General features: G+C 63.8%; 25 protein-coding genes, 1 tRNA gene and 1 pseudogene. 17 read left to right on the forward strand and 10 right to left on the reverse strand.

The genetic code is table 11. The annotated features are described in order from the left end of the window. Positions 1 to 222 precede the first annotated feature (222 nt). The 6 genes from AB4061_RS23635 (at position 223) to AB4061_RS23660 (ending at position 6339) form a co-directional block, all read left to right on the forward strand. On the forward strand, positions 223 to 684 hold the full coding sequence (locus AB4061_RS23635; protein ID WP_441638018.1) for a MarR family winged helix-turn-helix transcriptional regulator: 462 nt from the start codon (positions 223 to 225) through the stop codon (positions 682 to 684). 4 nt (positions 685 to 688) lie between these two features. Continuing rightward, a complete protein-coding gene (locus AB4061_RS23640; RefSeq protein ID WP_441638020.1) occupies positions 689 to 2776 on the forward strand; it encodes an FUSC family protein in 2088 nt (695 codons plus the stop codon). Continuing rightward, a complete protein-coding gene (locus AB4061_RS23645) occupies positions 2773 to 2982 on the forward strand; it encodes a DUF1656 domain-containing protein (RefSeq protein WP_150991902.1) in 210 nt (69 codons plus the stop codon). The genes AB4061_RS23640 and AB4061_RS23645 overlap by 4 nt, the downstream gene beginning before the upstream one ends. After that, the gene (locus AB4061_RS23650) at positions 2979 to 3938 is read left to right on the forward strand and encodes an efflux RND transporter periplasmic adaptor subunit (RefSeq protein WP_441638022.1); all 960 of its coding nucleotides are present in this window, start codon (positions 2979 to 2981) and stop codon (positions 3936 to 3938) included. Before AB4061_RS23645 ends, AB4061_RS23650 begins: the two co-directional genes overlap by 4 nt. After that, positions 3935 to 5398, forward strand: coding sequence for an efflux transporter outer membrane subunit (locus AB4061_RS23655; protein ID WP_441638024.1), 1464 nt, complete (start codon positions 3935 to 3937; stop codon positions 5396 to 5398). Before AB4061_RS23650 ends, AB4061_RS23655 begins: the two co-directional genes overlap by 4 nt. A gap of 83 nt (positions 5399 to 5481) precedes the next feature. Beyond that, a complete protein-coding gene (locus AB4061_RS23660) occupies positions 5482 to 6339 on the forward strand; it encodes a MetQ/NlpA family ABC transporter substrate-binding protein (RefSeq protein WP_441638026.1) in 858 nt (285 codons plus the stop codon). Between the two features lie 106 nt (positions 6340 to 6445). On the opposite strand, the gene tolA is transcribed toward AB4061_RS23660, so the two are convergent. The 6 genes from tolA to AB4061_RS23690 all read right to left on the reverse strand — a co-directional run bounded on the left by tolA (position 6446) and on the right by AB4061_RS23690 (position 12598). After that, entirely contained in the window at positions 6446 to 7192 is a 747-nt protein-coding gene (gene tolA, locus AB4061_RS23665) for a cell envelope integrity protein TolA (protein ID WP_441638028.1), read from the reverse strand. A gap of 478 nt (positions 7193 to 7670) precedes the next feature. Then, positions 7671 to 7747 (reverse strand) — tRNA-Met (locus AB4061_RS23670). A gap of 204 nt (positions 7748 to 7951) precedes the next feature. Further along, positions 7952 to 9652, reverse strand: coding sequence for an MFS transporter (locus tag AB4061_RS23675; protein WP_441638030.1), 1701 nt, complete (start codon positions 9650 to 9652; stop codon positions 7952 to 7954). A 265-nt stretch (positions 9653 to 9917) separates the two neighbouring features. Then, positions 9918 to 10244 carry a DUF4212 domain-containing protein gene (locus AB4061_RS23680; RefSeq protein ID WP_441638032.1) on the reverse strand — a complete coding sequence of 109 codons (327 nt, stop codon included), beginning with the start codon at positions 10242 to 10244 and terminating at the stop codon, positions 9918 to 9920. Next, on the reverse strand, positions 10241 to 11797 hold the full coding sequence (locus AB4061_RS23685; RefSeq protein WP_441638034.1) for a sensor histidine kinase N-terminal domain-containing protein: 1557 nt from the start codon (positions 11795 to 11797) through the stop codon (positions 10241 to 10243). The genes AB4061_RS23680 and AB4061_RS23685 overlap by 4 nt, the downstream gene beginning before the upstream one ends. A 114-nt stretch (positions 11798 to 11911) precedes the next feature. Further along, on the reverse strand, positions 11912 to 12598 hold the full coding sequence (locus tag AB4061_RS23690; protein WP_441638036.1) for a response regulator: 687 nt from the start codon (positions 12596 to 12598) through the stop codon (positions 11912 to 11914). Between the two features lie 308 nt (positions 12599 to 12906). Between AB4061_RS23690 and recA the strand changes: the two genes are divergently transcribed. Both recA and recX read left to right on the forward strand, forming a co-directional pair. Continuing rightward, entirely contained in the window at positions 12907 to 13980 is a 1074-nt protein-coding gene (recA, locus tag AB4061_RS23695) for a recombinase RecA (RefSeq protein ID WP_174428686.1), read from the forward strand. A 128-nt stretch (positions 13981 to 14108) separates the two neighbouring features. Then, positions 14109 to 14576 (forward strand): recombination regulator RecX, encoded by a 468-nt coding sequence (gene recX, locus AB4061_RS23700; RefSeq protein ID WP_441638038.1) that lies wholly within the window; start codon positions 14109 to 14111, stop codon positions 14574 to 14576. Between the two features lie 113 nt (positions 14577 to 14689). On the opposite strand, the gene AB4061_RS23705 is transcribed toward recX, so the two are convergent. After that, positions 14690 to 14881, reverse strand: a complete 192-nt coding sequence (locus AB4061_RS23705; protein ID WP_441638040.1) for a hypothetical protein — start codon at positions 14879 to 14881, stop codon at positions 14690 to 14692. Between the two features lie 23 nt (positions 14882 to 14904). On the opposite strand from AB4061_RS23705, the gene AB4061_RS23710 reads away from it, so the two are divergent. The 6 genes from AB4061_RS23710 (at position 14905) to AB4061_RS23735 (ending at position 21601) form a co-directional block, all read left to right on the forward strand. Next, the gene (locus AB4061_RS23710) at positions 14905 to 15579 is read left to right on the forward strand and encodes a DUF2889 domain-containing protein (protein ID WP_441638042.1); all 675 of its coding nucleotides are present in this window, start codon (positions 14905 to 14907) and stop codon (positions 15577 to 15579) included. Positions 15580 to 15648: 69 nt separating this feature from the next. After that, positions 15649 to 16815: an ADP-forming succinate--CoA ligase subunit beta gene (gene sucC, locus AB4061_RS23715; protein WP_043343899.1), complete on the forward strand. Its 1167-nt coding sequence runs from the start codon at positions 15649 to 15651 to the stop codon at positions 16813 to 16815. 81 nt (positions 16816 to 16896) lie between these two features. Beyond that, on the forward strand, positions 16897 to 17778 hold the full coding sequence (gene sucD, locus AB4061_RS23720; RefSeq protein ID WP_043343904.1) for a succinate--CoA ligase subunit alpha: 882 nt from the start codon (positions 16897 to 16899) through the stop codon (positions 17776 to 17778). A 305-nt stretch (positions 17779 to 18083) separates the two neighbouring features. Further along, positions 18084 to 18779 carry a TerC family protein gene (locus AB4061_RS23725; RefSeq protein ID WP_441638045.1) on the forward strand — a complete coding sequence of 232 codons (696 nt, stop codon included), beginning with the start codon at positions 18084 to 18086 and terminating at the stop codon, positions 18777 to 18779. A gap of 383 nt (positions 18780 to 19162) precedes the next feature. Further along, positions 19163 to 19618 (forward strand): pilin, encoded by a 456-nt coding sequence (locus tag AB4061_RS23730; RefSeq protein ID WP_441638101.1) that lies wholly within the window; start codon positions 19163 to 19165, stop codon positions 19616 to 19618. A 111-nt stretch (positions 19619 to 19729) separates the two neighbouring features. Next, positions 19730 to 21601 carry a PglL family O-oligosaccharyltransferase gene (locus AB4061_RS23735; protein WP_441638047.1) on the forward strand — a complete coding sequence of 624 codons (1872 nt, stop codon included), beginning with the start codon at positions 19730 to 19732 and terminating at the stop codon, positions 21599 to 21601. A 26-nt stretch (positions 21602 to 21627) separates the two neighbouring features. On the opposite strand, the gene AB4061_RS23740 is transcribed toward AB4061_RS23735, so the two are convergent. From AB4061_RS23740 to moaC, 3 genes and pseudogenes are all read right to left on the reverse strand, one after another. Further along, the gene (locus tag AB4061_RS23740; RefSeq protein WP_441638103.1) at positions 21628 to 22098 is read right to left on the reverse strand and encodes a YMGG-like glycine zipper-containing protein; all 471 of its coding nucleotides are present in this window, start codon (positions 22096 to 22098) and stop codon (positions 21628 to 21630) included. A 205-nt stretch (positions 22099 to 22303) separates the two neighbouring features. Continuing rightward, entirely contained in the window at positions 22304 to 22756 is a 453-nt protein-coding gene (locus tag AB4061_RS23745; RefSeq protein ID WP_441638049.1) for a hypothetical protein, read from the reverse strand. 252 nt (positions 22757 to 23008) lie between these two features. After that, positions 23009 to 23107, reverse strand: a pseudogene (gene moaC / locus AB4061_RS23750) (cyclic pyranopterin monophosphate synthase MoaC); the annotation flags it as partial. A 336-nt stretch (positions 23108 to 23443) separates the two neighbouring features. Here moaC and AB4061_RS23755 point away from each other — a divergent pair. The 3 genes from AB4061_RS23755 to AB4061_RS23765 all read left to right on the forward strand — a co-directional run bounded on the left by AB4061_RS23755 (position 23444) and on the right by AB4061_RS23765 (position 26082). Further along, entirely contained in the window at positions 23444 to 23995 is a 552-nt protein-coding gene (locus AB4061_RS23755) for a hypothetical protein (RefSeq protein WP_441638050.1), read from the forward strand. Positions 23996 to 24226: 231 nt separating this feature from the next. Beyond that, positions 24227 to 25000 carry an HNH endonuclease gene (locus AB4061_RS23760; protein WP_441638052.1) on the forward strand — a complete coding sequence of 258 codons (774 nt, stop codon included), beginning with the start codon at positions 24227 to 24229 and terminating at the stop codon, positions 24998 to 25000. 146 nt (positions 25001 to 25146) lie between these two features. Next, positions 25147 to 26082 carry a competence protein CoiA family protein gene (locus tag AB4061_RS23765; RefSeq protein WP_441638054.1) on the forward strand — a complete coding sequence of 312 codons (936 nt, stop codon included), beginning with the start codon at positions 25147 to 25149 and terminating at the stop codon, positions 26080 to 26082. The last annotated feature ends 105 nt before the right edge of the window (positions 26083 to 26187 follow it).

Raw genomic sequence — 26187 nt, forward strand, 5'->3', positions numbered from 1 at the left:
TGTCCAATATTCATTTCGGCGATGCCGATATCCCGGGGATATCAGCGCTGGCGCCGTTTGGCATTGGCGCGAGCGCTGGATGCGCAAGGCAGGTTCAACCGGCGATGCGATTTTCATGTGCTTCCTGCGTCGCTCGACATCGCCCTGTACCCAGTCTCAACGGAGATTGCTTCGTAGTGTGATAATTTGCATCCTAACTATATGGCTGCTATCATTCCGTCCATGCCTTCCATCGACGCCCTCCGTTTCGCCTTTACCGGCCAGCTCATGCTGGCCGGGCGCCAATGGCGCCACATTTCGCAGGGCGCCGTTACCGCCTACGGGATTTCCGCGGCGGCGGCGGGGCCCCTGCTGTTTATCCGCCGCCTTGGCGGCGGCGTGCGCCAGGTCACCCTGGCCGACTATGTCGGGCTGGAAGGCGCATCGCTGGTCCGTCTGGTTGACCAGCTCTCCGCCGCCGGCCTGGTGCGCCGGGAAGTGGATGCGAACGATCGCCGGGCCAATGCGCTCTGGCTCACCGATGCCGGCGAGGCGCTCGCCGAAAAAATCGAGGTCGAGCTCAAGCAACTCCGCGCCAGCGTCTTCGCTGGCATCAGCGAACAGGACTTCGAGGGCGCCATGCGCGTGCTCGACGCACTCGCCCAAGCCGCCGAGTCCGCGACCACCACTGCTTTCGGGTCGTAAGAACATGGTCAGCTGGCCTACCAGACGGGATTGGATCTTCTCCCTCAAAGCCTTTGCCGCGGCCATGCTGGCGCTGTTCATCGCGCTGTACCTCGGCCTGCCGCGCCCGTACTGGGCCATGGCCTCCGTGTATATCGTGGCGCATCCGCTCACCGGCGCGACGCGCTCCAAGGCGCTGTATCGCGTGCTTGGCACGCTGCTTGGCGCGGCCGCATCCGTCGCCATCGTGCCGCCGCTGGTCAATGCGCCGGCGCTGCTGATGGCAGCGGTGGCGTTATGGACCGGCATCCTGCTCTACGTCGCGCTGCTGCACCGCACGCCGCGCAGCTATGTGTTCATGCTGGCGGCCTATACGCTGCCGATGGTGGCCTTGCCCTCGGTGAGCGATCCCTCAGGCGTGTTCGACATCGCCGTGGCGCGGGCCGAGGAAATCTGCCTGGGCATCCTGTGCGCGAGCATCGTCGGCTCGACCATCTTCCCCGCCAAGGTGGCCACGGTGCTCGGCCAGAAATCCGCCCAGTGGCTGGCGGACGCCGCGTTGTGGGCCACTGATATGCTCTCGGCGCATCCGGCCGCGAAGGTGTCGCGCCATCACAGCCGCCATCGCCTGGCTGCCGACATCCTCGCGCTCGACCAGCTGATCAGCCATCTCTCCTACGACGCCGAAAGCGCCGCGCGCGTAAAGCACGCGCAGGAGTTGCGTGGCCGCATGACCATGCTGCTTCCCGTGCTGTCGTCGCTGGCTTCCGTGGTGGACGCCTTGCACCAGCACGCCGCGGGCATTCCGCAACGCCTGTCGCACAACATGGCGCTGGTGTCGGCATGGATCAGCGCGGGCGCGCAGGCGCCGCTGCCGGCGTTGCAGCTATCCCAGGACGCGCCGATCGACGATGCTGGCCTGGAGCCGGCCAGTGCCGGGCCTGACTGGCACGCGGCGCTGGCCGCCACGGCCGAGGGCCGTCTGCGCGAGCTGATGGAGTTGTGGCAGGACTGCGTGTCGCTGCAGCGCCGTATCGGCGAGGCGGCACCGCAGGGCGACTGGGCGCCGGTGTTCCGGCGCTGGGGCGTGGGTGCCGCGCGCCATTACGATCACGGCATGCTGCTGTTCTCCACCGCGACGACCGCGCTGGCGATCTTCAGCATGGGCATGGTGTGGATCTGGACGGGCTGGGCGGATGGCGCCGGCGCGGTCGCGCTGGGCGCGGTGTCGTGCTGCTTCTTTGCCGCGATGGACGAGCCGGCGCCCATGATCCGCTCGTTCTTCCGCTGGAACGTGGTCTGCCTGGTGCTCGCCACCATCTACCTGTTCGTGGTCCTGCCGAACGCGCACGATTTCGAGATGCTGGTGCTGATGTTCGCGGTGCCCTACCTGATCATCGGCGTGATGATGGCGCAGCCCCGGCTCGCGCTGATCGCCATGCCGCTGGCCGTGGTCACGGCCAACGATATCGGCATCCAGGGCGCCTACAACGCCGACTTCAACGCCTTCTTCAACGGCAATGTGGCCGGCATCGCGGGCATCCTGTTCGCGCTGGTGTGGACCCTGGTGGCCCGCCCCTTCGGCACCAGGGCCGCGGTACGCAGGCTGGTGCGCGCCAGTTGGGGCGATATCGCCCGCAACGCCACCGGGCGCGAGCCGGCCGAGCACGCGCACCTGCGTGCCCGCATGCTGGACCGCCTGGCGCAATTGGTGCCGCGGCTGGCGGCCAGCGAGGATGAAACCACCGGCGACGGCTTTACCGAAGTACGCGTGGAGCTCAGCACGCTGGCGCTGCAGCGCGAGCTGTCCGCGCTGGCGCCGGAGCACCAGCACTCGGTACGGCGCGTGCTGCAGGGCGTTGCCAGCTACTACCAGGCACGCCTGGACGCCCGTGCCGACACGCCGCCGCAAGTGCTGCGCGACCGGCTGGCCAAGGCGATCCGCAAGGTTGCCTCGCGCGCCGACCAGGCTTCGCGCGAGGCCTTTGCCGCGCTGGTGGAAATGCACGTTGCGCTGTTTTCGGCGGCACCCGTGGCAATGAGCGCGGCTGGTGCGTTGCCCGATGGCCAGGCGGCAGACCCAATGAGCAAGCAAGCGAGCAACAAGCGATGAGCGGTGAAGTCGACGTCTATGGTGTGTTTGTCCCGAGCCTGCTGGCGTGGATGCTGGTGGCGTTCCTGATCACCGCTTGCGCGCGTGCCGTGCTGGCGCGCGTGGGTTTTTATCGGCTGGTCTGGCACCGGTCCCTGTTCAATCTGGCGTTATATGTGATCGTCCTGGGTGGCATCGTCTACCTGGCCTATCGGCTGCAGTCATGAAACTGAATCTTCGTACGCTTGGACCCATCGTCCTTACCCTCGTCGTCACCGCGGTCGCGGTCGTCGTCGTCAAGCACCTGTGGGATTACTACACGGTGGCGCCATGGACCCGCGACGGCCATATCCGCGCAGACGTGGTGCAGATCGCGCCGGACGTGTCCGGGCTGGTGACCAAGGTTCTCGTCAAGGACAACCAGCGCGTGCAGCGCGGACAGCCGTTGTTCGAGATCGACCGCGATCGCTTCGCGCTGGCCTTGCAGCAGGCGCAGGCCACGGCGGCGGCGCAAAGCGCCATGCTCGCGCAGGCGCGCCGTGAAGCCCGGCGCAGCCAGGCCTTGTCCGAGGTCGTCTCCAAGGAAGTCGTGGAAGAAGGCCTGGCCAAGGTCCAGCAAGGCGAAGCGGCGCTGGCGCAGGCGCAGGCCGCGATCAACCTCGCCAAGCTCAACCTGGAGCGCACCAGCGTGCTCAGCCCGGTCGATGGCTACCTGAACGACCGGCTGCCGCGCCTGGGCGACTACGTCAACACAGGCCGCCCGGTGCTGTCGATGGTGGATGCGAATTCCTTCCATGTGGAGGGCTACTTCGAAGAAACCAAGCTGCAAGGCATCCATATCGGCAATCCGGTGGACATCCGCATCATGGGCGAATCCCGCGTGCTGCATGGCCACGTGCAGAGCATTGCCGCCGGCATCGAGGACCGGGACCGCACCAACGGCTCCAACCTGCTGCCGAACGTGAACCCGACGTTTAACTGGGTCCGCCTCGCGCAACGCATCCCGGTGCGCATCGCGCTGGACGAGCCGCCCGCCGACTTGCGCATGGTCGCAGGCCGTACCGCGACCGTGTCGGTGCGTCAGCCCTCGGCCAGGGACAAGGCGCAGGCCGTGCCGGAAGGCCAGAAGGACAAGCTCGCGCTGGCCGCCAAGGGAGCCGCCAGCCAGGGAGGCGCGCAGTGAACACGTTGCGCAGAGCCCTGCTGCCGGCACTGGTGCCGCTGCTGTTTGCCGCCTGCACCACGGTCGGGCCCGACTACCATGTGCCGGACAACGCCGCCGTGAAGGCGCAAGCGGCCAACGGCCCGCTGCTCGGCACGAACAATCCCGCCGTATCGATTGCCGAGGTGCCCGATGGCTGGTGGCGCCTGTATGACGATCCGAGGCTCGACCAGTTGGTGCAGCAGGCGCTCGTTGCCAATACCGATTTGCGCGTGGCCGCGGCCAACCTGAAGCGCGCCATCGCGGTCTACCACGAGGTGGAGGCAGAGAACCTGCCGGGAGCCGGGCTCTCCGCCAGCGCGGAACGCGGGCAGATCGCCGGCGAGCCGCTGCTCAAGGAAGAGAAGATCCCGGTGATGAACTTTGGCGATGTCGGCTTCAGGGTTTCCTACCTGATCGACTTCTTCGGCAAGCTGGCGCGCGCGGATGAAGCGGCGCTGGCCGGCGCGCAAGCCAGCCAGGCGGCACTCGACCAGGCCCGTGTTGGCGTGGTGGCCGAGACCGTGCGCGCCTATGTGCAGGGCTGCGCCGCCACGCATGAACTGACCGTGGCCGAGCATCAGCTGGAGTTGCAGCGCCGCGGCGTCGAGCTGGCTCGCAAGATGGTCGATGCCGGGCGCGGGCAGCCAGTGGACCTGCTGCGCTCACAGGCGCAGGCCGACGTGCTGCGCGCGGCTTTGCCGCGCTTCAAGGCCGAGCAAGAGGGCGCGGCGTACCGGCTGGCGGTGATGCTGGGCAAGCCGCCTAGTGCCACCTCGCAGGCGGAGTACGCCTGCCACGAAGAACCCAGGCTGCGCCAGGCGCTGCCCGTAGGCGACGGCGCCGCGCTGCTCAAGCGCCGGCCCGATGTGCGCCAGGCCGAGCGCGAACTCGCTTCGGCCACGGCCAAGATCGGCGTTGCCACGGCGGATCTGTACCCGTCCATCCGCATCGGCGCCTCCGCCGGCTTTACCGGCATCCTCGACCACCTCGGCCAGGCACCGACCGCGCACTGGGGCTATGGCCCGCTGATCACCTGGAACATCCCGACCAGCGGCACGCGCGCCCGCATCCACGGCACCGAAGCCGGCGCCGAAGCGGCGCTTGCCCACTTCGACGGCGTGGTGCTCAAGGCGCTGCGCGAAACGCAGTCGGCGCTGAGCAGCTATACGCGGGAGCTGGAGCGCACCCAGGCGCTGCGCGATGCCCGCGACAAGGCCAGCGAAGTCGCGCGGCAGAACCGCCAGCTCTACCAGGCCGGCCGCTCGCCATACCTGTCGAGCCTGGATGCCGACCGTACGCTGGCCAGCACCGAAGCATCCCTGGCGGGCTCGGAAAGCCAGGTCGCGCTGGACCAGATCAATCTCTTCCTTGCGCTGGGCGGCGGATGGCAAAATGCGCCCAAGGTCGAGTCGCGCACGATGAGCGGGCACGCGCACTGAACGTGCATCGAACGCGCGCTGGGCTGTCATCATGGTTAGAGCCATGCAAGCGGGCTTGCATGGCGGAAAGGAACACAAGCAACATGTCCAACTTCTCTGGCTTTTCTGGTTTCTCTGGTTTCTCTGGTTTCTCTTATCCCTCCCTGCGTCGAGCGCTGTCCGTCGCGGTCGCTGCGCTCGGCATCGTGGCCTCGGGCGCTGCGATGGCGCAGGAGCAGACCCTGCGCGTGGGCACCGTCAGCGGCCCGGACGCGCAGGTCTGGCAGGTAGTGCAGAAGGTCGCCAAGCGCGAAGGGCTCAATATCAAGGTCGTCGAGTTCAACGACTACGTGCAGCCCAACGCCGCGCTCGACGCTGGCGACCTCGATGCCAATAGCTTCCAGCATCAGCCTTACCTGGACAGCCAGGTGAAGCAGCGCGGCTACAAGATGGTCAGCGCGGGCTACACGTATATCTCTCCGCTGGGCATCTACTCGCAGAAGCTGAAGTCCCCCAAGGACCTGCCGCAAGGCGCCAAGGTCGCCGTGCCCAACGACCCCTCCAACGAGAACCGTGCGCTGCTCCTGCTGGCCGCGCAGGGCGTGATCAAGCTCAAGAGCGGTGTCGGTGCCAACGGCGTCAACGCCACGCCGCTGGACGTCAGCGACAACCCGAAGAAGCTGAAGCTCGTCGAGCTCGACGCCGCGCAACTGGCGCGTTCGCTGCCCGACGTGGCCGCGGCGGTGATCAACACCAACTACGCGCTCGCCGCCGGCCTGCAGCCGACCCGCAACGCCATCGCGCTGGAAGACATCCACAGCCCGTACGCCAACATCATCGCCGTGCGCACGCAGGACAAGGACAAGCCGTGGGTGAAGAAACTGGTCGCCGCTTACCAGTCGGAAGAGGTGCGGCAGTTCATGAAGAACGAGTTCAAGGGTGCAATGGTGCCGTCGTTCTGATCGGGCAGGTGGCCGTGGACATTTAGCTGTCCCGGTTGCGCAGGCCTGACAGTCAAGCCCTTTCGGATCGCAGGGTCCGAAGGGGCTTCTTGTTTGTGGCCGGCCGCTACTCCCTGGGCATGAACGTGATGTTGACGCCGGGTGGCGCCACGCCGTTCTCGTCGCGCGGCAGCGGGGCGGATCGCTCCACCGCGCGCAGCACGGCGTTGTCCCAGCCGGCATTGCCGCTGGACTTGGTGAGCCGCACCGACAGCAGCGAGCCATCCGGCGCCATGCGCACCGCGACCACCGCGGCCGGGTTGCCGGCGATCTCTTCGTTAAAGATGATGTTCGGCTTCACGCGGCGCCGCACGCGGTCCGCGTAGCCGGGCGAGGCGTTGCCGCCAGCACCGGCGCCGGTGCCCGCGCGGTTGCCTACGCCACCTGTGGTGGGAGCGCTGTTGGCCATGGCCTGCAGGCGCGCTAGTTCGCTCTGGCGCTGCTGCTTCAAGGCCGCCTGGCGCTCCGCCTCCCGCGCTTTGCGTTCGCGCTGGTCGGCCTGCCTGGCTTCCTCGGCCGCGGCCGCCTGCTTGCGCTTCTGAGCCTGCAAGGCGATGTCGGCGTTCTCATCCGGCTCCGGCTTCAACACGGGTTGCGGCTCCACGGGCGTCGGCTGGACCACCGGCTGGGGCTGCGCAATCTCGGGCACGGTGTCCCACAGCTCCGCCTCCACGCCGGCCGGGGTCCGGCTCTGCCAATGCACCCCGTAGTAAAGCATGATGCCCAGCAGCAGATGCATGAACAGAGCCAGCAGGAAACACTTTAGCGTTCCTCGCTCCTGCACCAGTTGATACGGATGGGCGGTGGTCATCATGACGCGCGGCAGGCCACGGGCGGGCGATGCATAGTCAATGCTGTGTCACTCTAGAATCACTCTCGCATCCCTGCGAAAGGTGACGGTGTCATGCTTTGTGCGCGAACCCGCGCATGGCATCCACTCTATGCAGCTTAGGTCGGCATCGTTGCGGTAGGCAAGCGGGATTCTCTGCGGCGGGGTGCTCTGAAGGTCGAGCGGTTGAGAGCAGAACCGGCGAGGGTAGCGAAAGTGCATTTACCAAGCCCGTACCAAATCGCAGGAGAGCGATCATGGGCAGAGAGGCTGTTTTCACGATAAAGCTTGAGCCTGAATTGCGTGCAGCGGCCCGCGGTGCTTGCTGATTGTCTGCGATCGGGAGCGATAGAAATCGATCGCGAGAAAAGCGAGAAAACAGAATCCCCAAAAGCAAAACCCCTCCCGATCTTGCGATCGGGAGGGGTTTTTGTTGTAGCCCGTTTCCAGGCTTCAACGAATATGGTGGCGAATCAGGGACTCGAACCCCGGACCTGCGGATTATGATTCCGTCGCTCTAACCAACTGAGCTAATTCGCCGAACAAGACCGAGATTATACATGGCATTTTGAGGCTGTCAACACCACTTCTTCAAAAAGTTTTGAGGGCGTCGACTGGCACGGCATGCGGCCTGCTGCCTGCAAAAAAAACGGCGGACCTTGCGGCCCGCCGGTGGAGCGACTGACTACCGGATCAGTCGTGCATGAGTCTGGTGCCCTGGACGACGGGCCGGCTCACGCGCCTTCAGTCGTTGGCGTAGATATCCACGTCCTTGGTTTCGCGGATGAACAGCGAGCCGATGACCAGGGTGACGCCCGCGATGATGATCGGGTACCAGAGGCCGTAGTAGATGTTGCCGTTCTGCGCCACCAGCGCGAAGGAGATGGTGGGCAGCAGGCCGCCGAACCAGCCATTGCCGATGTGATACGGCAGCGACATGGACGTGTAGCGGATCCGGGTCGGGAACATCTCCACCAGCATGGCCGCGATCGGGCCGTACACCATGGTCACGTAGATCACCAGGATGACGAGGACCACCAGCACCATGATGGTGTTCATCTGCGCGGGGTCCGCCTTGGTCGGGTAGCCGGCCGAGGCCATCGACTCGCCCACCTGCTTCTTGAATGCAGCGATCTGCTTCTTGCTCGCATCGTCGAAGCTGTGGCCTGCCGGTACCAGCGAGGCGTTGAAGGAAGCAATCTCCTTGTCGCCGATCTTCACCGAGGCCACCGTGCCGGCCGGGGCTTCCACGACTTCATAGCTGGCCGAAGCTTGTGCCAGGGTCCGCTTGACGATGTCGCAGGAGCTGCGGAAATCGATCTCGCGGGCAATCGGGCTGCCCTGGAAGGAGCATTGCTTCGGGTCCGCGGTCACCACGATCTGGGCGCTTTGCTGCGCGCGTTCCAGGGCCGGGTTGGCGTAGTGGGTCATGGCCTTGAAGAGCGGGAAGTAGGTCAGCATCGCCAGCGCGCAGCCGGCCATGATGATCCACTTGCGGCCGATCTTGTCCGACAGCGAGCCAAAGAAGATAAAGAACGGCGTGCCGATCACCAGGGCGCCCGCGATCAGCAGGTTGGCGGTGGTGGCGTCGACCTTGAGCACCTGGGTCAGGAAGAACAGCGAGTAGAACTGGCCGGTGTACCAGACCACGGCCTGGCCGGCAGTCAGGCCTACCAGCGCCAGGATCACGATCTTCAGGTTGCGCCATTGGCCGAACGACTCGGTCAGCGGGGCCTTGGAGGTCTTGCCTTCGGCCTTCATCTTCTGAAAGGCGGGCGATTCGCTCATCGACAGGCGGATGTAGACCGACACGCCGAGCAGCAGGATCGAGACCAGGAACGGAATGCGCCAGCCCCAGACGTCGAAGTTCGGACCGGTCAGGTTGCGGCACAGCAGGATCACGATCAGCGACAGGAACAGGCCGAGCGTGGCAGTGGTCTGGATCCACGCGGTATAGGCGCCGCGCTTGCCATGCGGCGCATGCTCGGCCACATAGGTGGCGGCACCGCCGTACTCGCCGCCGAGGGCCAGGCCCTGCAGCATGCGCAGTGCGATCAGGATGATCGGGGCGGCCCAGCCGATGGAGGCAAAGCCTGGCAGCAGGCCCACGATGAAGGTCGACGCCCCCATGATCAGGATGGTCACCAGGAAGGTGTACTTGCGCCCGATCATGTCGCCCAGGCGGCCGAACACCAGCGCGCCGAACGGCCGCACGATAAAGCCCGCGGCAAAGGCCAGCAGCGCGAAGATGAAGGCGGCGGTTGGATCGAGCCCGGAAAAGAACTGCTTGGCGATGATGGCCGCCAGCGAACCGTAAAGATAAAAGTCGTACCACTCGAACACCGTCCCGAGCGAGGAGGCAAAGATCACCTTCCTCTCTTCGGGCGTCATCGCCGAGCCCTGCGCTGTGCCTCCGGGCATTGCCACGTTCTGTGCGTTAGCCATTGTCTCCTCCGTTTGTGATCGGAATCTTTCGGGTTGGCAGGCGGCGCGCACGCGTACTCTGGCGCACGCACGACAACCTCCGAAGTTGCAATGGATTGTGGGAGGCGAACCTTACTGCGTTCTGACAATTTCGGCCGAATTCGCCACTAAACGCTCGGGGTATACGCTAGGCAAAACGCTGGCTTGGTGGTGCTGCGCTGCGGTGCGAAGAGCCTCTGGAGAGCCTTGTGACAATCAGCTTCGAGCGGCAGGGCCGGGCTTCTTGCTATGCAGCATCGTCATGCCGGCGGGCGGGCACGGGCAGCTCGCCGGCGTCATCGTCTTCATCGCGGTTCATGCGCCAGGCATAGATTGCCGCCATCAGGACGTAGACGATCAGCGCGCCCTGCGCGCCGACCCAGAACGAGAAGGGCCAGCCGAAGAAATCGAAGCGCAGCTCGCGCGCATACCAGGCGACCACGAAGGTGACCACGAACCAGATCGACAGCAGCACGGCAATCCAGCGCAGGTTGCGATGCCACGCGCGGCGCTCGGACTGATCGGCCTGGTCGCGCCCGCCGCGCCCGCCTCGTGTATGGTCGGGGTTGGTCATGCAGGCTCCAGGGGAGATGGCCGGCGCAGCGTGATGCGAAAGCACGCGCCGGCCAGGCGCGGCTCCGTCTGGTAGACATGGTCGAGGATGCTGACATCGCCGCCGTGCTGCTGCACGATCTCGCGCACGATGGCCAGGCCCAGGCCGCTGCCCTGGGTCTTGGTGCCGAGCACGCGGTAGAACCGTTCCATCACGCGCTCGCGCTCGGCCACCGGGATGCCGGGGCCGGTGTCTTCCACTTCGAGGTACGCGAAGGGCTCGAACGCATCCGCGCTGACGCGCACGGTGGCGTGGCCATCGGCCGGCGTGTAGCGGATGGCGTTGTCGATCAGGTTGTTGAGCATCTCGGTAAGCATCAGGCGATTGCCTTGCACCATCACCGGGTGGTCGTCGGCATCCACGCCGAGGTCGATGCGGCGCGCCCACGCCTGCGGCAGCCAGTCCTTGACCACCTCGCGCGCGAGCGCGGCCAGGTCCAGCGGTGCCATGCTGCCGGCGCCGGCCAGGTTCTCCATGCGCGCCAGCGACAGCAACTGCGTCACCAGGTGAGCCGCGCGCTCCGAGCTGCCGGCGATCTGCGCCAGCGACTTGCGCAGCTCCTCGGGCGATTGCTCGCGCTGCGCCAGTTCCGCCTGCATGCGCAGCCCGGCCAGCGGTGTCTTCATCTGGTGGGCGGCATCGGCGATAAAGCGCTTCTGCGTCTGCACGGACACGTCGAGCCGCGCTAGCAGGTCGTTGAACGAGGCCACCAGCGGCGTGATTTCCTGCGGCGCGGCGTGCTCGTCGATGGGACTGGTGTCGCCGGGGTTGCGCGCGCGGATGCGCTGCTGGATCGAGGTCAGCGGGGCCAGCCCGCGTGTGAGGCCGAACCACACCAGCACCACCGCCAGCGGCAGGATCACGAACTGCGGCAGGATCACGCCCTTGATGATTTCATTGGCCAGCCGCGCGCGCTTGTCGAGCGTCTCGCCAACCTGCACCAGCACGGGCTGCGCGTCGCCCGCCTGCTTCAGGTCGACATAGGTGTAGGCCACGCGCACGTCGTTGCCCGCGATGCGGTCATCGCGCAGCGAGACCAGCCCGGCGTGGCCGCGATCGTCCTCGCCGGGCAGCGGCATGTCGTTGTCCCCGGCGACGAACTCACCGTGCGTGCCCACCACCTGGTAGTAAATGTTGTCGGTTTCATCGGCCCGCAGGATTTCGCGCGCGGACAGTGGCAACTGCAGCGTGACGCGCCCGTTGACCTCGCGCACCTGCTGCGACAGCACGATGGCGCTGGCCTCCAGCGAGCGGTCGAAGGGCCCGTTGGCGATGGACTTCGCCACCAGGTAGGTCACGGCAATGCTCATCGGCCACAGCAGCAGCAGCGGCGCCAGCATCCAGTCCAGGATTTCGCCGAACAGCGAGCGCGGCGATGGATGGCCCGCGCTGTCTTCAAGGTGCGGCAGGGCGCCGGCCAGCGTTTCGTCGCTGACGATCTCATCGGGCGGGGAGGGCGCGCGCGCGGGCCGTGCGGCCCGTGCGCGCCGCCGGGGCAGTCGCAGCAGGCTCATGGGGAGGGGGTGTCGGGCAGGTCTTGGCGGCGTCGCCGGCATGCCGTCAAAGGGAAAGGGAAACGGTGCTGAAGCCGATTCTGATTCTGACGATTCTGATTCTAATGGCGCATTCTAGTCGTGCGCCACGGTGGCCTGGAATTTCTCCAGGCAGTAGCCCAGCCCGCGTACCGTGGCAATGCGGATCCCGCCCACCTCGATCTTCTTGCGCAGCCGGTGCACATAGACTTCGATGGCATTGTTGCTGACCTCTTCGCCCCATTCGCACAGGTGGTCGACCAGTTGCTCCTTCGATACCAGCCGCCCGGTGCGGGTGAGCAGGATCTCCAGCAGTCCGACTTCGCGCGCGGAGAGATCCAGCATCTGCTCGTTCAGGTAGGCGATGCGGCCAACCTGGTCGAAGGCCAGCGGGCCGTGGCGCGTTAGCGTGGCGCCGCCGCCGGCGCCGCGCCGCACCAGCGCGCGCACGCGGGCTTCCAGCTCGGACAGGGCGAAGGGCTTGGCCATGTAGTCGTCGGCGCCCAGGTCCAGGCCCTTGACGCGCTCATCGACGCCGTCGGCCGCGGTCAGGATCAGCACCGGCAGCATGGCGCCGCGCGTGCGCAGGCGCTTGAGCACTTCCAGCCCGGGCATGCGGGGCAGGCCGAGATCGAGGATCAGGAGGTCGAAGGTCTGGGTCGAGAGCGCCGAGTCGGCTTCAACCCCACTGGCGACATGGTCGACGGCATAGCCGGAGTGACGTAATGAGCGTGTCAGGCCATCTGCCAGCACATCGTCATCTTCGGCGATCAGAATACGCATGGTTGTCTCCACCCTGGCCGGCTTAGTCGTCGCTTTACATCAAATGACGCGTGCGGGACTTGCCAAGCATACTGTTTTTTTATACAGTACTCGCTTGATCCGGTCGCGCAGTGAGCGGGCCGGATCGTACTGAATTTAGCAACGAACGAATAACGAACGAATTACCGACGTTTGCCCAATGTTTGCCCCTGCTGCCAGGTTCATTGTCATCAGGAGTTCGCGGCGCGGCGCGGGTCGGGCGGTTACCCGCAAAAGCAGGCGGCGCGCCACATGCGGCCTATTTATACACCATTGACGGAAGGACGACCATGGATGACGGCAAGAAGGCGGGTGCTGGCGTAAGCGCCGAAAAGCAGAAGGCGCTGGCGGCCGCGCTGGCCCAGATCGAGAAGCAGTTCGGCAAGGGCTCGATCATGAAACTGGGCGAGGCCGACATCGACCAGGATATCCAGGTCGTGTCCACCGGCTCGCTGGGCCTGGACATCGCGCTGGGCGTCGGCGGCCTGCCGCGCGGCCGCGTGGTGGAAATCTACGGTCCGGAATCCTCGGGCAAGACCACGCTGACGCTGCAGGTCGTGGCCGAAATGCAAAAACTGGGCGGCACCTGCGCCTTTATCGATGCCGAGCACGCGCTCGACGTCAACTATGCCGGCAAGCTCGGCGTGTCCGTGGGCGACCTGCTGATCTCCCAGCCCGACACCGGCGAGCAGGCACTGGAAATCACCGACGCGCTGGTGCGCTCGGGCTCGGTCGACCTGATCGTGATCGACTCGGTGGCGGCCCTGGTGCCCAAGGCCGAAATCGAAGGCGAGATGGGCGATTCGCTGCCGGGCCTGCAGGCCCGCCTGATGAGCCAGGCGCTGCGCAAGCTGACCGGCACCATCAAGCGCACCAACTGCCTGGTGATCTTCATCAACCAGATCCGCATGAAGATCGGCGTGATGTTCGGCTCGCCCGAAACCACCACCGGCGGCAATGCGCTGAAGTTCTACGCCTCGGTGCGCCTGGACATCCGCCGCATCGGCTCGATCAAGAAGGGCGATGAGGTGATCGGCAACGAAACCAAGGTCAAGGTGGTCAAGAACAAGGTATCGCCGCCGTTCCGCGAAGCCTTCTTCGACATCCTCTATGGCCAGGGCATCTCGCGCCAGGGCGAAATCATCGACCTCGGCGTGGACGCCAAGGTCGTCGAGAAGTCGGGCGCGTGGTACAGCTACAAGGGCGAGAAGATCGGCCAGGGCAAGGACAACGCGCGTGAATACCTGCGCGAAAACCCGGACATCGCCGACGAGATCGAGAACAAGGTGCGCGAGTCGCTGGGCGTGGTCCTGATGAACGGCACGCCGGCCACCGCCGGCGCCGTGGTCACCGCCGAAGACTGAGCTTCGCTGGCCGGGCCATTCCCGGCCGCGATCCCCACCCCGGGGCGGCACGCGCAGCGACGCGCGCCGCCCCGGTTTGCATTTTTAAAGCGCATTGATAAAGCGCGGTGTTCAAGCGCGCCTTCCCCATGGCTACCCGTCCTCCTCTCTCCCTGAAAGCCCGCGCCGTCGGCTACCTGTCGCGGCGCGAGCACAGCCGGGCGGAGCTGGCGCGCAAGCTGGCCCCGCACGCCGAGTCTCCCGAGGCCCTCGAGCAACTGCTGGATGCGCTGGAGCGCGAGAACTGGCTGTCCAACGCGCGCTTTGTCGACAGCCTGGTGCACCGGCGCGCGGCCCGCTATGGTGCCGCCCGCGTGATGCAGGAAGCCCGCACCCATCAGCTCGGCGGCGATCAGCTTGCCGACCTGCAGGATCGCCTGCGCGGGTCGGAGCTGGAGCGCGGCCGCGCGGTCTGGCAAAAGCGTTTTGGCACGCCGCCCGCCACGCCGGAAGACAAGGCCAAGCAGATCCGCTTTATGGTCGCCCGCGGCTTTTCCCGCGCGGTGGTGAGCCAGGTGATCAAAGGGGCGGATGAATGGCTGGACGGCAGTGACTGACGTCCGCCGGCGCGGGAGCCACAAGTTCAAGTGATGCCGCGGTGATGTCACGGCCCTGTCCTGCACCGGTTTCGGGCACATACCTGCTTTGCCAGTAGGCGTATTCCGAATCTTCACGCCTTGTTCACGCCTTGTTCACGACTTGATGCCTTAGGCCGTTTCCCCCGCAATGCCGCGATTTTTCCGCATGCGCGGGGCTTGCCCGTCGCTCGACAATCCCAGACAACAGCGCCGCGCGCAGTTTGTTCCCGGCCAAGGTTGGCCGGCATGTTAAAATCCTGCGGTTTTCCGGCCCAGCCGTCCATTTCTCCCGCTCCTGCCTGGTGTTATGCCGCTTTCCCCGCCCGTCAATCGCGCCCTGCGTCACCGTCGTGCCATCACGGCGGAGGCTTATCTTAGGGACGACGGCCTATGGGACATCGAAGCGCGCCTGACTGACACCAAGCCGCGCGAGATTCCGCTGGCAGGCGGCGGCGTGCGCCCGGTGGGCGAGCCGCTGCACGATTTGTGGCTGCGCGTCACCATTGACCTGCGCATGAACGTCGTGGACGCCGATGCCTGTTCCGACTGGGTGCCTTATCCCGGCCAGTGCGACACCATCGGCCCGGCCTACCGCAAGCTGATCGGCCTGAACCTGATGAAGGGTTTCCGCAAGTCGGTGAAAGAGCGCCTGTCGGGCGTGGCCGGATGCACGCATTTGACCGAGCTGGCCGGCATACTGCCGACCACCGCGATCCAGGCATTCGCCGGCGATGTGTTCAACATTCGCGACGGCGGTGCCGAAGACACCAGTACCGAACCGCCTTACCAGTTGCATGGCTGCCATGCCCTGCATTTCGAAGGCGAAGTCGTACGCCAGTTTTACCCCCGCTGGTATGGTCACCAGCCAAAACCGAGGACCAAGACCGAAGGGTCTTCGACCCCGGCGGCGCAGCCAGCGGAGGCGCTCGCCGCCCCCGCCGGCGGCGCCATGTCGCGCAGGTCAACCGGTACTTCTGGCTAAGCCAGGCCGGCCTGCAGTCCGCCGAGATTCCATCTCCACACTTTTACGCCTACCCGAAAGGAAACACGCATGAATATCCATGAGTACCAAGGCAAGGAAATCCTGCGCAAATACAATGTGCCGGTTCCGCGCGGCATCCCCGCGTTCTCGGTCGAAGAGGCCCTGAAGGCTGCTGAACAACTGGGCGGCCCGGTATGGGTCGTCAAGGCGCAGATCCACGCGGGCGGCCGCGGCAAGGGTGGCGGCGTGAAGGTGGCCAAGAGCATCGACGAGGTCAAGACCTACGCCACCAACATCCTCGGCATGACCCTGGTCACGCACCAGACCGGCCCGGAAGGCAAGAAGGTCAACCGCCTGCTGATCGAAGAAGGCGCTGACATCAAGAAGGAACTGTACGTCAGCCTGGTGGTTGACCGTGTTTCGCAAAAGGTCGCCCTGATGGCCTCCAGCGAAGGCGGCATGGACATCGAAGAAGTCGCTGCCCACAGCCCGGAAAAGATCCACACGCTGATCATCGATCCGTCGGCCGGCCTGCTCGACGCGGACGCTGACGACATCGCCCGCAAGATCGGCGTGCCCGACGCAAGCGTGGCGCAAGCCCGCCAGGCCCTGCAAGGCCTGTACAAGGCATTCTGGGACACCGATGCTTCGCTGGCTGAAATCAACCCGCTGATCCTGACCGGCGACGGCAAGGTGATCGCACTGGACGCCAAGTTCAACTTCGACTCCAACGCCCTGTTCCGTCACCCGGAAATCGTCGCTTACCGCGACCTGGACGAAGAAGATCCGGCTGAAATCGAAGCGTCGAAGTTCGACCTGGCCTACATCTCGCTGGACGGCAACATCGGCTGCCTGGTGAACGGCGCTGGCCTGGCCATGGCCACCATGGACACCATCAAGCTGTTCGGCGGCGAGCCGGCCAACTTCCTCGACGTGGGCGGCGGTGCCACCACCGAGAAGGTGACCGAAGCCTTCAAGCTGATGCTGAAGAACCCGAACCTGAAGGCCATCCTGGTCAACATCTTCGGCGGCATCATGCGTTGCGACGTGATCGCCGAAGGCGTGATCGCTGCATCCAAGGCCGTGTCGCTGTCCGTGCCGCTGGTCGTGCGCATGAAGGGTACCAACGAAGAGATCGGCAAGAAGATGCTGGCCGACTCGGGCCTGCCCATCATCGCCGCCGATACCATGGAAGAAGCTGCCCAGAAGGTCGTGGCTGCTGCCGCGGGCAAGTAAGCCAGACGCGAACACGAACGCCAGCAGCGCGCCGGGGCCAGGCCTTCGCGCGCTGCTTTGAGCCAAGCAAAGGATTACAGCATGTCGATTCTGATTAATAAAGACACCAAGGTCATCACCCAGGGCATCACCGGCAAGACCGGCCAGTTCCACACCCGTGGCTGCCGCGACTATGCCAACGGCAAGAACTGCTTCGTTGCCGGCGTGAACCCGAAGAAAGCGGGCGAAGACTTCGAAGGCATTCCCATCTACGCAAGCGTCAAGGATGCCAAGGCATCGACCGGCGCCACCGTGTCCGTGATCTACGTGCCGCCCGCAGGCGCCGCTGCCGCCATCTGGGAAGCCGTTGACGCTGACCTGGACCTGGTGGTCTGCATCACCGAAGGCATCCCCGTGCGCGACATGATGGAGCTCAAGGACAAGATGGCCAAGGGCAACAAGAAGACCCTGTTGCTGGGACCGAACTGCCCGGGCCTGATCACGCCTGACGAAATCAAGATCGGCATCATGCCGGGCCACATCCACCGCAAGGGCCGCATCGGCGTGGTGTCGCGCTCGGGCACGCTGACCTATGAAGCAGTCGGTCAGCTGACCGCGCTGGGCATGGGCCAGTCGTCGGCAGTGGGCATTGGTGGCGACCCCATCAACGGCCTGAAGCACATCGACATCATGAAGATGTTCAACGACGATCCCGAAACGGACGCCGTGGTCATGATCGGCGAAATCGGTGGTCCGGACGAAGCCAACGCGGCTTACTGGATCAAGGAAAACATGAAGAAGCCGGTGGTTGGCTTCATCGCTGGCGTGACCGCGCCTCCGGGCAAGCGCATGGGCCACGCCGGCGCGCTGATCTCGGGCGGTGCCGACACGGCGCAAGCCAAGCTGGAAATCATGGAAGCCTGCGGTATCAAGGTCACCAAGAACCCGTCGGAAATGGCTCGCCTGCTCAAGTCGATCCTGTAATACCGATTTGCAGCCTCCCGCCTCCGGGCGGGAAAGCTTGCCGGAGCCGGCGCGCTCGCATGACTGCGACCGCACACCGGCTCTCCATGCCCCCGCCTGCGTGCGGGGGCATGTCATTCTGGAGTACCGTTACCTAGGGTATCTCCCAAGGTGTGCGACATGCCGATTGAAACCGAATCGAAAGCTTGATACGGTAAATCTTCATGTCTGAAGACTCAGACATCCGAAATTCCGCAGGCGCCGCAGTTTTTGGCGGTGTCATGTGGCGTTAGAATCATAATTTAAGAAATTCGAGGAGCTTTACCGTGGAACTGCTGTCCTCCACCGCTTTCTGGATCGCGTTGGGATCCATTATCCTGACCAACATCGTGCTATCCGGCGACAACGCCGTGGTGATCGCGCTGGCCTCCCGCAACCTCCCGCCCGCCCAGCAGAAGAAGGCCATCTTCTGGGGCAGCGCCGCCGCCATCATCATGCGGGTGGTGCTGACGGTAGCCGCGGTCAAGCTGCTGAGCCTGCCGTACCTGAAGATCGTCGGCGCCATCCTGCTGGTCTACATCGGCGTGCAGCTGCTCACCGGCGATGACGACGAAGAAGGCCACTCGGCCAAGGACAACATCTGGGCCGCGATCCGCACCATCCTGATCGCCGACCTGGTGATGTCGCTCGACAACGTGGTGGCCGTGGCCGCCGCGGCGCAGAAGGGACCGGAAGGCAGCCAGCTGATGCTGCTGATCCTGGGCCTGGGCCTGTCGATCCCCCTGATCGTGTTCGGCAGCACCATCCTGCTCAAGGTCATGGACCGCTTCCCCATCATCATCGTGCTGGGCGCCGCGCTGCTGGGCTACCTGGCCGGTGAAATGCTGGTCAGCGACCCGGTAGACGCCGCATGGTTCGAGATGCACGTGCCGCATGCCCACCTGGTGTTCGGCGTGATCGGCGCCGCGCTGGTGGTGGTGGTTGGCAAGCTGCTGAATAAGCGAGCGCCACAGACGGCCTGACGCACTTTGTCGGGTAGGTGGGGTCCCCGTCGGGGGCGCCGCCGGAAAAACGGGCGGCCCGGGAACTGCCCGTTTTGTTTTTTGGGTTGCCGCGCAGACCACGGCGCGGAAATGGCCGTGATGTCAGTGCGATTTCAGACTGACTTAAGCTAAAACATCGACTTACTGACCCTCTGCGTCATACTTGGTGACAAAATTTGCGCGGGATCAACACCCGGAAGGGCCTGAAGTGGCGAAAATTGTCACTCGCCGACGAGACATCAAGACTTGCCGGCGCTGGCACGCTAAGTGCTAAGAACTGACGGCATCACATGAAACAGAATGTTTCGATTTGTATCTAAAATTCCTTCGAGGGGTCAATCATGCAACAACGGGTGCAACAAATGAAAAAACTGGGCCGCCGAGTCCAGAAGGGCTTCACGCTGATCGAACTGATGATCGTGGTTGCGATTATCGGTATTTTGGCGGCGATTGCTATTCCGCAATATCAGGACTATGTGACGCGTGCTCGTTGGACGGAGAATGTTACTTCCATCGCCTCGTTGAAGCAGGCTATTGCAGAGTGCGTTCAAAATAATGTCCAAGCTGCGGGCGCTGCCGCCGCACCGTGCGATGCATTGGGCGCTGCCGGTTTGGGAAGTACGGCAGGTGGTGGATTTGCCACGGTGCCTGCATCTAAGTACGCAGCTAGCGTTGCCTATACCGGAGGAGTGATCACGATCACTGGTACGGCTGCAGTGGGCTCTTGCGTGGTGACCGTTACGCCTGCCATTGCGGCCACCTCAGTGAGTTGGACACTGGCCACTACGACCTGCAGCAAGGCGCAAACTGGCGTTTAACGACTTTAGGTTTGCTTTAATTACCAAGAAGCGCCTTCGGGCGCTTTTTCTTTCCCCGCTCCCCAAGCTATCATCCGCCTTTTGCCAATAAGGCATAACAAGGCACCCCACATGCTGCCCTCCCGGTCAGCCATCCCTCTCAGCTTCCTGGCCGTAGCCGTCACGCTACCGCTGCTGGTCTCCCGGCACACGCTCCCCCTCGCCACCTTCTACGGCGAATGGACTTCCGCATTGCTGTTCGTGCTTGCCGTCATCGTGCTGGGCGCCTCGGCACAGCGGCAGGGCAGGAGCACGGCCTACCAGGCCGCCCCTGCCCAGTTCCCCTGGATCGTCCTCTTTCCCCTCTGGCTGATCGCCACCGGCATCACGCAAACGCTGACCGGCATGGCCGATGTGTCGGGCAGCCGGTTGCTGACCGAACTCTCGCTGGCGCTGGGCGCGGCGGTAATGTGGGCTGCCTGGCGCCAGGGCCGTGCTGCGTCGTCCGTGGAGCGGCAGGCGATGGTGGATGTGCTGGCCATCGCCTGGCTGGTGGCGGGGTTGCTGGGCACGCTGGCGCAATGGGTGCAGGTGTTTGGCCTGGAGCCCGACACGCTGGGGATGGTGTCCACTTACTTTTACGATGACAACCGCCGCTTGTGGGGCAACCTGAACCAGCCCAATCACCAAGCTACGGTTGCGGGCATTGCGCTGGCGGCGGCGGTCTGGCTGGCGGCGCGCGGGTGGTTGCGGGTGCCGGCCTGGCTGGCGGCGGCGGTGCTATTGGTGAGCGGGATCGTGCTGTCCGGCTCGCGCACCGGTGTGTTGCATGTGGGGCTGGCGGCGGTTTATGCGCTGGTGGCTGCCTGGATGGCGCGGGGCGGGGCGGCGTTTGGCAGCACCGGTGAGCTGGGCGGATTCGCAGGCGCCATGCAGCGCGCTGGCCACGCCGGGCGCAACCCCATGCGGCGTCCCGCCGGGCTGGTGTTTGCCGCGGTGGCCATGGTGGTTTTGCTGCTGCTCTTGCAGCCGGCGATCAAGAGCGCCGGGCAGGCAATGGACTGGCGCCTCTTCGATACCGTGGCGCAGATGCAGGGGGGCGACCAGCTCTCGTGGCGCGCCGCGATGTGGACGCACGCGTGGGCGATGTTCCGCGCCCATCCGTGGCTTGGGGTGGGCTGGGGTGAGTATGGCTGGGCGCAGTTCCAGCAGCTCGCGCGGGTGGGCGTGAAAGTCGAGATGTCGCTGCATGCGCACAATGCCGTGCTGGATATGTTGGCCAAGATGGGCGTGATCGGCGCGGCGGGCGTGTTCCTGAGCCTGCTGGCGTGGCTATGGCGCGTGGCGCGCCAGCGCTTGTGGCGCGGGGACGCGCGCGAGCGCGCGCAGACGGGGCTGGTGCTGACCTGGCTGGCGATGCTGTGCGCGCATTCGATGCTGGAGTACCCGCTGCACTACTTGTATTTCGTGCTGCCGTTCTGCTTCATGCTGGGCTGGCTGGAGCCGTCGGGGTTCGGCCGCCTGCGCGTGCCGCGCGGGTTTGCCGTGCTGGCGGGCCTGGCATTCGCCGGCGTGGCGGCAGCCATCCTGACGACAATGTGGCAGGACTACCGCCGTGCGGAGGCGCGCGAGTACGCCCGTGCCGAGCGCCGGGCCGCATTGCCGATGCCGAACTTCTGGTTTCGGCAGGCTGCCGCGTCGGACGCAATCGAGGAGGCCAAGATCACGCCGGAGAACGCCGCGCGGTTGCTTGGGCCCCATATCGCCGCCGTACACCTGCTGCCGACGCCGACGCTGATCTCGCGCACCGCCTGGCTGATGGCGCTGACCGGTGACCCGGTACAGGCCCGGGCGTGGCTGGAGCGCCTGCGCTTCTACTTTGCGGGGGACGAGGCTAACCAGTTCGCGGCGCTCGCCCGCGCCTGCGCCGAAGTCGACGCGGCGGCGCAGCCGCGGGATTTCTGCGACTGGGTGCAGCTGCGCGCCAAACGCAAACCGGAGTGAGCCTTGCTAAGCTGCGCCGCGCCGGGCTATTGCGGCGCGTAGCCCGGGGGCGGCGGTGGCGGATAGTAGTACGTTGGCGCGGCCACCGGACGCGGGGCCGAGGCCATGTGACCGTAGACCGGCACCCGGTTGCCGCTTGCGTACATGCATTGCACATACGCCGCGTCGTACTGGCGCTGGCTGCCATAGCCGGCATATTGGGCGTTGCCTGCCCCTACCGCCGCGCCGGTGAGCAGGCCGACACCCGCGCCCACCGCCGCGCCCGAGCCGCCATTGAAGGCCGCGCCGGCCGCTGCGCCCAGCGCGGTGCCCACCACGGCGCTGCCTACCGCGCTATTGGTGGCCGCCTGGTTGGCGGTGACGCCACCCACCTGTCCAAAGGCGAACTGGCGGCAGTTGTTGTCGTCAGCCCGGAACTGGTCGAAGTTCTTCCCGGTGCCCGGCAGCACCATCACGCTTGGCCCGCTGGGCATCACTGCGCATCCGGCCAGCACCATCGCCGCGAGCGGCAGGCTCAGCAAGATTGGCAGGCTGGGGCGGTTGAAGTGGTTTAGGACTTTCATCTCGGCACCTCGGTACCTCGGTCATCGATCATGGTCCGCGCACGCCGGCGCAGCGCGCCGTGAGCGCTTCGGGCATTCAGCTTGCCCGTCTGTCAGGCGTCAGGTGGAAATCAGGCGGGCATCAATCACACAGCAGGCGCTAGGCGGGTGGCTGTGCCGGCACCTTCCGCCAGCCGCCGGGGCAGGCCTTGATATACGGGTAGTAGCCGTCAGGCCGCGCGCAGTGATACCAGTACGCCTGCTGCTGGGGCGCGGGTGCCGCGACACCGCCGCTGTCCATTTCCATCGTGCCGTCCTGGTCCTGCTCGATGTACTGCGCCGGCGCCGCAGGTACCCCGACGACCGCGGGCCCATAGGCGTAGCCGGGCGGGTAGTAGTACGGGTAGGGGTAGCCCCACCCGTAGCCGTAGCCGAATCCGGGGCCGATATAGACGCCTACGCTGCCGTGCCAGCCGCCATGCCAGCCACCGCCGCCATGCCATCCACCACCACCACCGTGCCAGCCGCCGCCGCCTCTTCCCGCCAGCGCGGTACCGCTCGCGCCCAGCGCCGCCAACACCAGCAAAAGCTGGCCAACCCTACGCCCGTTCATGTTGCCCACCTTGCATCGACGCGGAACGTGGTTCCGCCGGCAGCGCAGCTTGCGCCCCCTAAACTGCATTGAATACCAATTTGCCGCAAGCCGCGATGCGCCGCGCTCTGGCGAAATGCGGCGTTACGCTTGTTACAGCGGAAGCGGTCCTGGCGCTGGACTGTGTCAGGATTGGTAAGAAAGGCGGTGCATATCGGTGGCGCGTATCGGCGATGCGGATCAGGCACATGTGGCGGGTGCCGGGCAACCTGCTCAGGTGCCCGCCACCCAGTCCCCCGACTTCCCGCCATGCTTCTCCAGCAGCCTCACATCGCCCATCACCATGCCGCGGTCGACCGCTTTGCACATGTCTGGATGCCGTTCATAGCCTTGTGAGACGGTCTTTAGAATCAAAGACTTAGGGCGATGCTTAGTTCGATCTTGACCAATCCAATTGGTTGAGTGGAGCGGCATTGGAGCAGGATTGGAGCAAGAAAATCTGCGGTTCCAACGCCAGCCGTCAGTTTACGCGATCCGCCGCATCCTTGGACATAACCCGGAAGCGCGGCGACGTGCTGCACCGGCACTATGTAAGTCTTGAAGCCCGCGATGTTGCCGGTTCGATGGAAGAGATAGTCCTGTCGTGACGGAATCGACATATGATGGATGGTCCGGGGAAGCTCGTCTTAATACTGCATCTTTCTCTACATGAGCGCACACAATACAAAGCTATCTGCCACCGTGACCGTCGAACGGTATCAACGACTGGAACAGAGTAACGACAGGAGAGCATCGGCGGAGTTTGTTCGGCAACGTTTTGACGAGCGTTACTTTCTCCCCATTGAATCGATGCCACCGCAAAACAAGCATGGCTTCATGATCATGGCGATTGGCTGTCTAGTGATCGAGACGCTGGAATCCTTCTATCAGGGAAGGGCAGACACCAAAAGACACTCGTTGGCGATGTTTCGGGATTTTTTCGCGAGGAATACTGCACTCAATGTATTTGGTGGCGAGAACGACTGGTTTTATAGGGATATTCGCTGCGGCATCCTTCACCAAAGTGAAGCGCGCAACGGCTGGCGCATTTTACGAAGGGGGCAACTGCTCGACAGGTCCACAAAGTCGATTAACGCGACAAAATTTATCCGTGAACTTCACACGGCAGTTGATGCGTATGCCGCACAATTGCAGGAAGACGAAGAAATCTGGCTGAAATTCAAGAAGAAGATGAAAGCAGTGTGCAAGAATTGCGAGTGATTCAACGCGTCTTGACTTCAATTGTGCGAGTGTATTGAGTGGGTCGTTCCGGTCAGTCATCGAAACGATGAAGATCGTGAAGTCGCTACCGGTTCTGGAAATTCAGCAACCGGGGCTGACTGTAGGCGAATTGATGGAATCGAAGGATGCGCCGGACGCATTGGCGATCTGACGCCATCGAGAGTCATCGTCTAACCTGACGAGTGGTTTTCGCCTTATCAAGAGAAAGACATGGCCTTCACTGATGTCAATGACCCCGCAGCCGTGCTGAAAGCCGTGGAAGAGTTCGACCGCACCGGTCGGGACGCATTCCTCGAAAAGTACGGCTTTGGCAAAGCGAGGGACTATTTTCTAGTTATCAACGGCAAGCGCTACGACTCCAAGGCCATCTTTGGCGCAGCGCACGGACACCAGTTCCCGAAACTCGGGCCGTTACGTTGGCGCGATTTCAGCGGCGGCGCGACGACGGTCGAGCGAAAACTCGAAGCGATGGGATTTCGGATCGAACGGCGAAACGCGAAGCCAAACGGCGGCGCGTTGAGTGTTGAGATGGACGACGTGCAGGATGAGGCCGAAGCATCGGGTGCATTTGATCCTCATAGTCTCGAAGATGCACGACGGAAGACCTTGGCCGCTATTGTTCGACGGCAAGGCCAGCCTACGTTCAGGCGCGAACTGCTTCGAGCATACGGGGATCGATGCGCGATCAGCGGTTGCGACGTACTCGAAGTCTTAGAGGCGGCACACATTGTTCCCTACCGAGGGCCACAAACGAACCATGTCAGCAACGGTCTTCTGCTGCGCACGGACCTGCACACCCTTTTCGATCTCGGGCTTCTTGGCATCCAGCCAAAAACTAAGGTTGTAGCGGTCGCCGCAGCGTTGCGCTCCACGGAGTATGGTGCGCTGCATGGGAACAAGCTGCGCCTCCCCGCCGTCCTCCGGGACTACCCAAACGAAGCCGCCTTGGCACTTCACTACGAGAATAACGGACTTGCGCTGTAGATGCGACGCTGCATGCTTCTTCGGTCGGATCGAGCGTAACACTAGAGGACGATGTGCCACTACGGGCGATTCATGGTGACGCCGACATACTGGCCTTCGATTACGACGGGGTCGGCTGGACGAGCTTAAAAGCAGCTTACAGGGACATGGCTGTCAAGATGCCATGTTGTGGTCGAGCGGCGGTTCCAAAGACAAGTAAGCTCGGCAACTTCTTCTTCGCGCATGCGGCGCGTGGAGATTGTTCGTCCGCGCCGGAAAGTCAAGATCACATATTTCTCAAGAGTCTGATTGCGAGGGCCGCAAAGCGTGCAGATTGGGCCGTAGTGACAGAGTGGCCGGGGTCTACACCAAGTGGCGAACGCTGGGTGGCTGATGTTTTCTGCCAAAAAGGCGCAATCAAGGTCGCCATCGAGGTTCAGCTTTCGTACCAGACGGCAGAAGAGTTGGAACGAAGGAACTTGAATTATCGTGAATCAGGTGTGCGGGCAGCGTGGATCGTATCGGGGGAGAAATTCAAAGACGGCTACTTGACCACTTGCGAGAAAATACCGCTGTTCCGATTGAAGCAGTTTAGTGACGATGGTGAGCCAGTTGTTAGTGAATTTGACGTATTGCTCTCGGAATTCACGGTTGGAATCTTGAGCAAACGGCTGAAATGGAAAAAAACGCCGTGGGAATATGACATTCACTATTTCGAAGATCAGTGCTGGAAATGCAAGGGCAAGGTGAAACAAGTGTATGGCTATGCCATTGATGTGTATGGGGACACGATCAAGACGATTCCGAATGCTTCGACGGTCCTCGAAGGAATGAAGAAATTCATAACGAACGAGGAGTTGAGAAACCTTGGTCTAAACACGATTGAACGATTCGATAATTTCAAAGGAAAGACCGTTAAATTTCCTTATTGCAATGCATGTATCCACTGCGGTGCTCCGCAATACAACTATTATTTGCTTTCGCGCCTTGAAGAGTATCAGCGCACGGACAGCCCTTTAATCGGAAATGCAGTCTTTGTCAGCGACAGAGAATTTTCCGGGGAATGGCGGTTCCTACGCGGCCTTGCTTCGTTCGATTTTTGAATGATGACTGATAGCGTCGAAGGTTATGCACTAACCTTCGACGCGGACGCAAACAGTCGCAGTACGTCTTGTAGAGACTCTGTTTCGAAAGATGGTTAAAAATTT

Source organism: Cupriavidus sp. YAF13, assembly GCF_052113425.1.
Lineage (GTDB): Bacteria > Pseudomonadota > Gammaproteobacteria > Burkholderiales > Burkholderiaceae > Cupriavidus.

What these genes read in the sequence shown, in the direction of transcription:
- AB4061_RS23635 (WP_441638018.1), top strand. Translation starts at nt 223, where the DNA reads ATGCCTTCCATCGACGCCCTCCGTTTCGCCTTTACCGGCCAGCTCATG.
- AB4061_RS23640 (WP_441638020.1), top strand. Translation starts at nt 689, where the DNA reads ATGGTCAGCTGGCCTACCAGACGGGATTGGATCTTCTCCCTCAAAGCC.
- AB4061_RS23645 (WP_150991902.1), top strand. Translation starts at nt 2,773, where the DNA reads ATGAGCGGTGAAGTCGACGTCTATGGTGTGTTTGTCCCGAGCCTGCTG.
- AB4061_RS23650 (WP_441638022.1), top strand. Translation starts at nt 2,979, where the DNA reads ATGAAACTGAATCTTCGTACGCTTGGACCCATCGTCCTTACCCTCGTC.
- AB4061_RS23660 (WP_441638026.1), top strand. Translation starts at nt 5,482, where the DNA reads ATGTCCAACTTCTCTGGCTTTTCTGGTTTCTCTGGTTTCTCTGGTTTC.
- tolA (WP_441638028.1), bottom strand. Translation starts at nt 7,192, where the DNA reads ATGATGACCACCGCCCATCCGTATCAACTGGTGCAGGAGCGAGGAACG.
- AB4061_RS23675 (WP_441638030.1), bottom strand. Translation starts at nt 9,652, where the DNA reads ATGGCTAACGCACAGAACGTGGCAATGCCCGGAGGCACAGCGCAGGGC.
- AB4061_RS23680 (WP_441638032.1), bottom strand. Translation starts at nt 10,244, where the DNA reads ATGACCAACCCCGACCATACACGAGGCGGGCGCGGCGGGCGCGACCAG.
- AB4061_RS23685 (WP_441638034.1), bottom strand. Translation starts at nt 11,797, where the DNA reads ATGAGCCTGCTGCGACTGCCCCGGCGGCGCGCACGGGCCGCACGGCCC.
- AB4061_RS23690 (WP_441638036.1), bottom strand. Translation starts at nt 12,598, where the DNA reads ATGCGTATTCTGATCGCCGAAGATGACGATGTGCTGGCAGATGGCCTG.
- recA (WP_174428686.1), top strand. Translation starts at nt 12,907, where the DNA reads ATGGATGACGGCAAGAAGGCGGGTGCTGGCGTAAGCGCCGAAAAGCAG.
- recX (WP_441638038.1), top strand. Translation starts at nt 14,109, where the DNA reads ATGGCTACCCGTCCTCCTCTCTCCCTGAAAGCCCGCGCCGTCGGCTAC.
- AB4061_RS23705 (WP_441638040.1), bottom strand. Translation starts at nt 14,881, where the DNA reads ATGGACGGCTGGGCCGGAAAACCGCAGGATTTTAACATGCCGGCCAAC.
- AB4061_RS23710 (WP_441638042.1), top strand. Translation starts at nt 14,905, where the DNA reads ATGCCGCTTTCCCCGCCCGTCAATCGCGCCCTGCGTCACCGTCGTGCC.
- sucC (WP_043343899.1), top strand. Translation starts at nt 15,649, where the DNA reads ATGAATATCCATGAGTACCAAGGCAAGGAAATCCTGCGCAAATACAAT.
- sucD (WP_043343904.1), top strand. Translation starts at nt 16,897, where the DNA reads ATGTCGATTCTGATTAATAAAGACACCAAGGTCATCACCCAGGGCATC.
- AB4061_RS23730 (WP_441638101.1), top strand. Translation starts at nt 19,163, where the DNA reads ATGAAAAAACTGGGCCGCCGAGTCCAGAAGGGCTTCACGCTGATCGAA.
- AB4061_RS23735 (WP_441638047.1), top strand. Translation starts at nt 19,730, where the DNA reads ATGCTGCCCTCCCGGTCAGCCATCCCTCTCAGCTTCCTGGCCGTAGCC.
- AB4061_RS23740 (WP_441638103.1), bottom strand. Translation starts at nt 22,098, where the DNA reads ATGGTGCTGGCCGGATGCGCAGTGATGCCCAGCGGGCCAAGCGTGATG.
- AB4061_RS23745 (WP_441638049.1), bottom strand. Translation starts at nt 22,756, where the DNA reads ATGAACGGGCGTAGGGTTGGCCAGCTTTTGCTGGTGTTGGCGGCGCTG.
- AB4061_RS23755 (WP_441638050.1), top strand. Translation starts at nt 23,444, where the DNA reads ATGAGCGCACACAATACAAAGCTATCTGCCACCGTGACCGTCGAACGG.
- AB4061_RS23760 (WP_441638052.1), top strand. Translation starts at nt 24,227, where the DNA reads ATGGCCTTCACTGATGTCAATGACCCCGCAGCCGTGCTGAAAGCCGTG.
- AB4061_RS23765 (WP_441638054.1), top strand. Translation starts at nt 25,147, where the DNA reads ATGGCTGTCAAGATGCCATGTTGTGGTCGAGCGGCGGTTCCAAAGACA.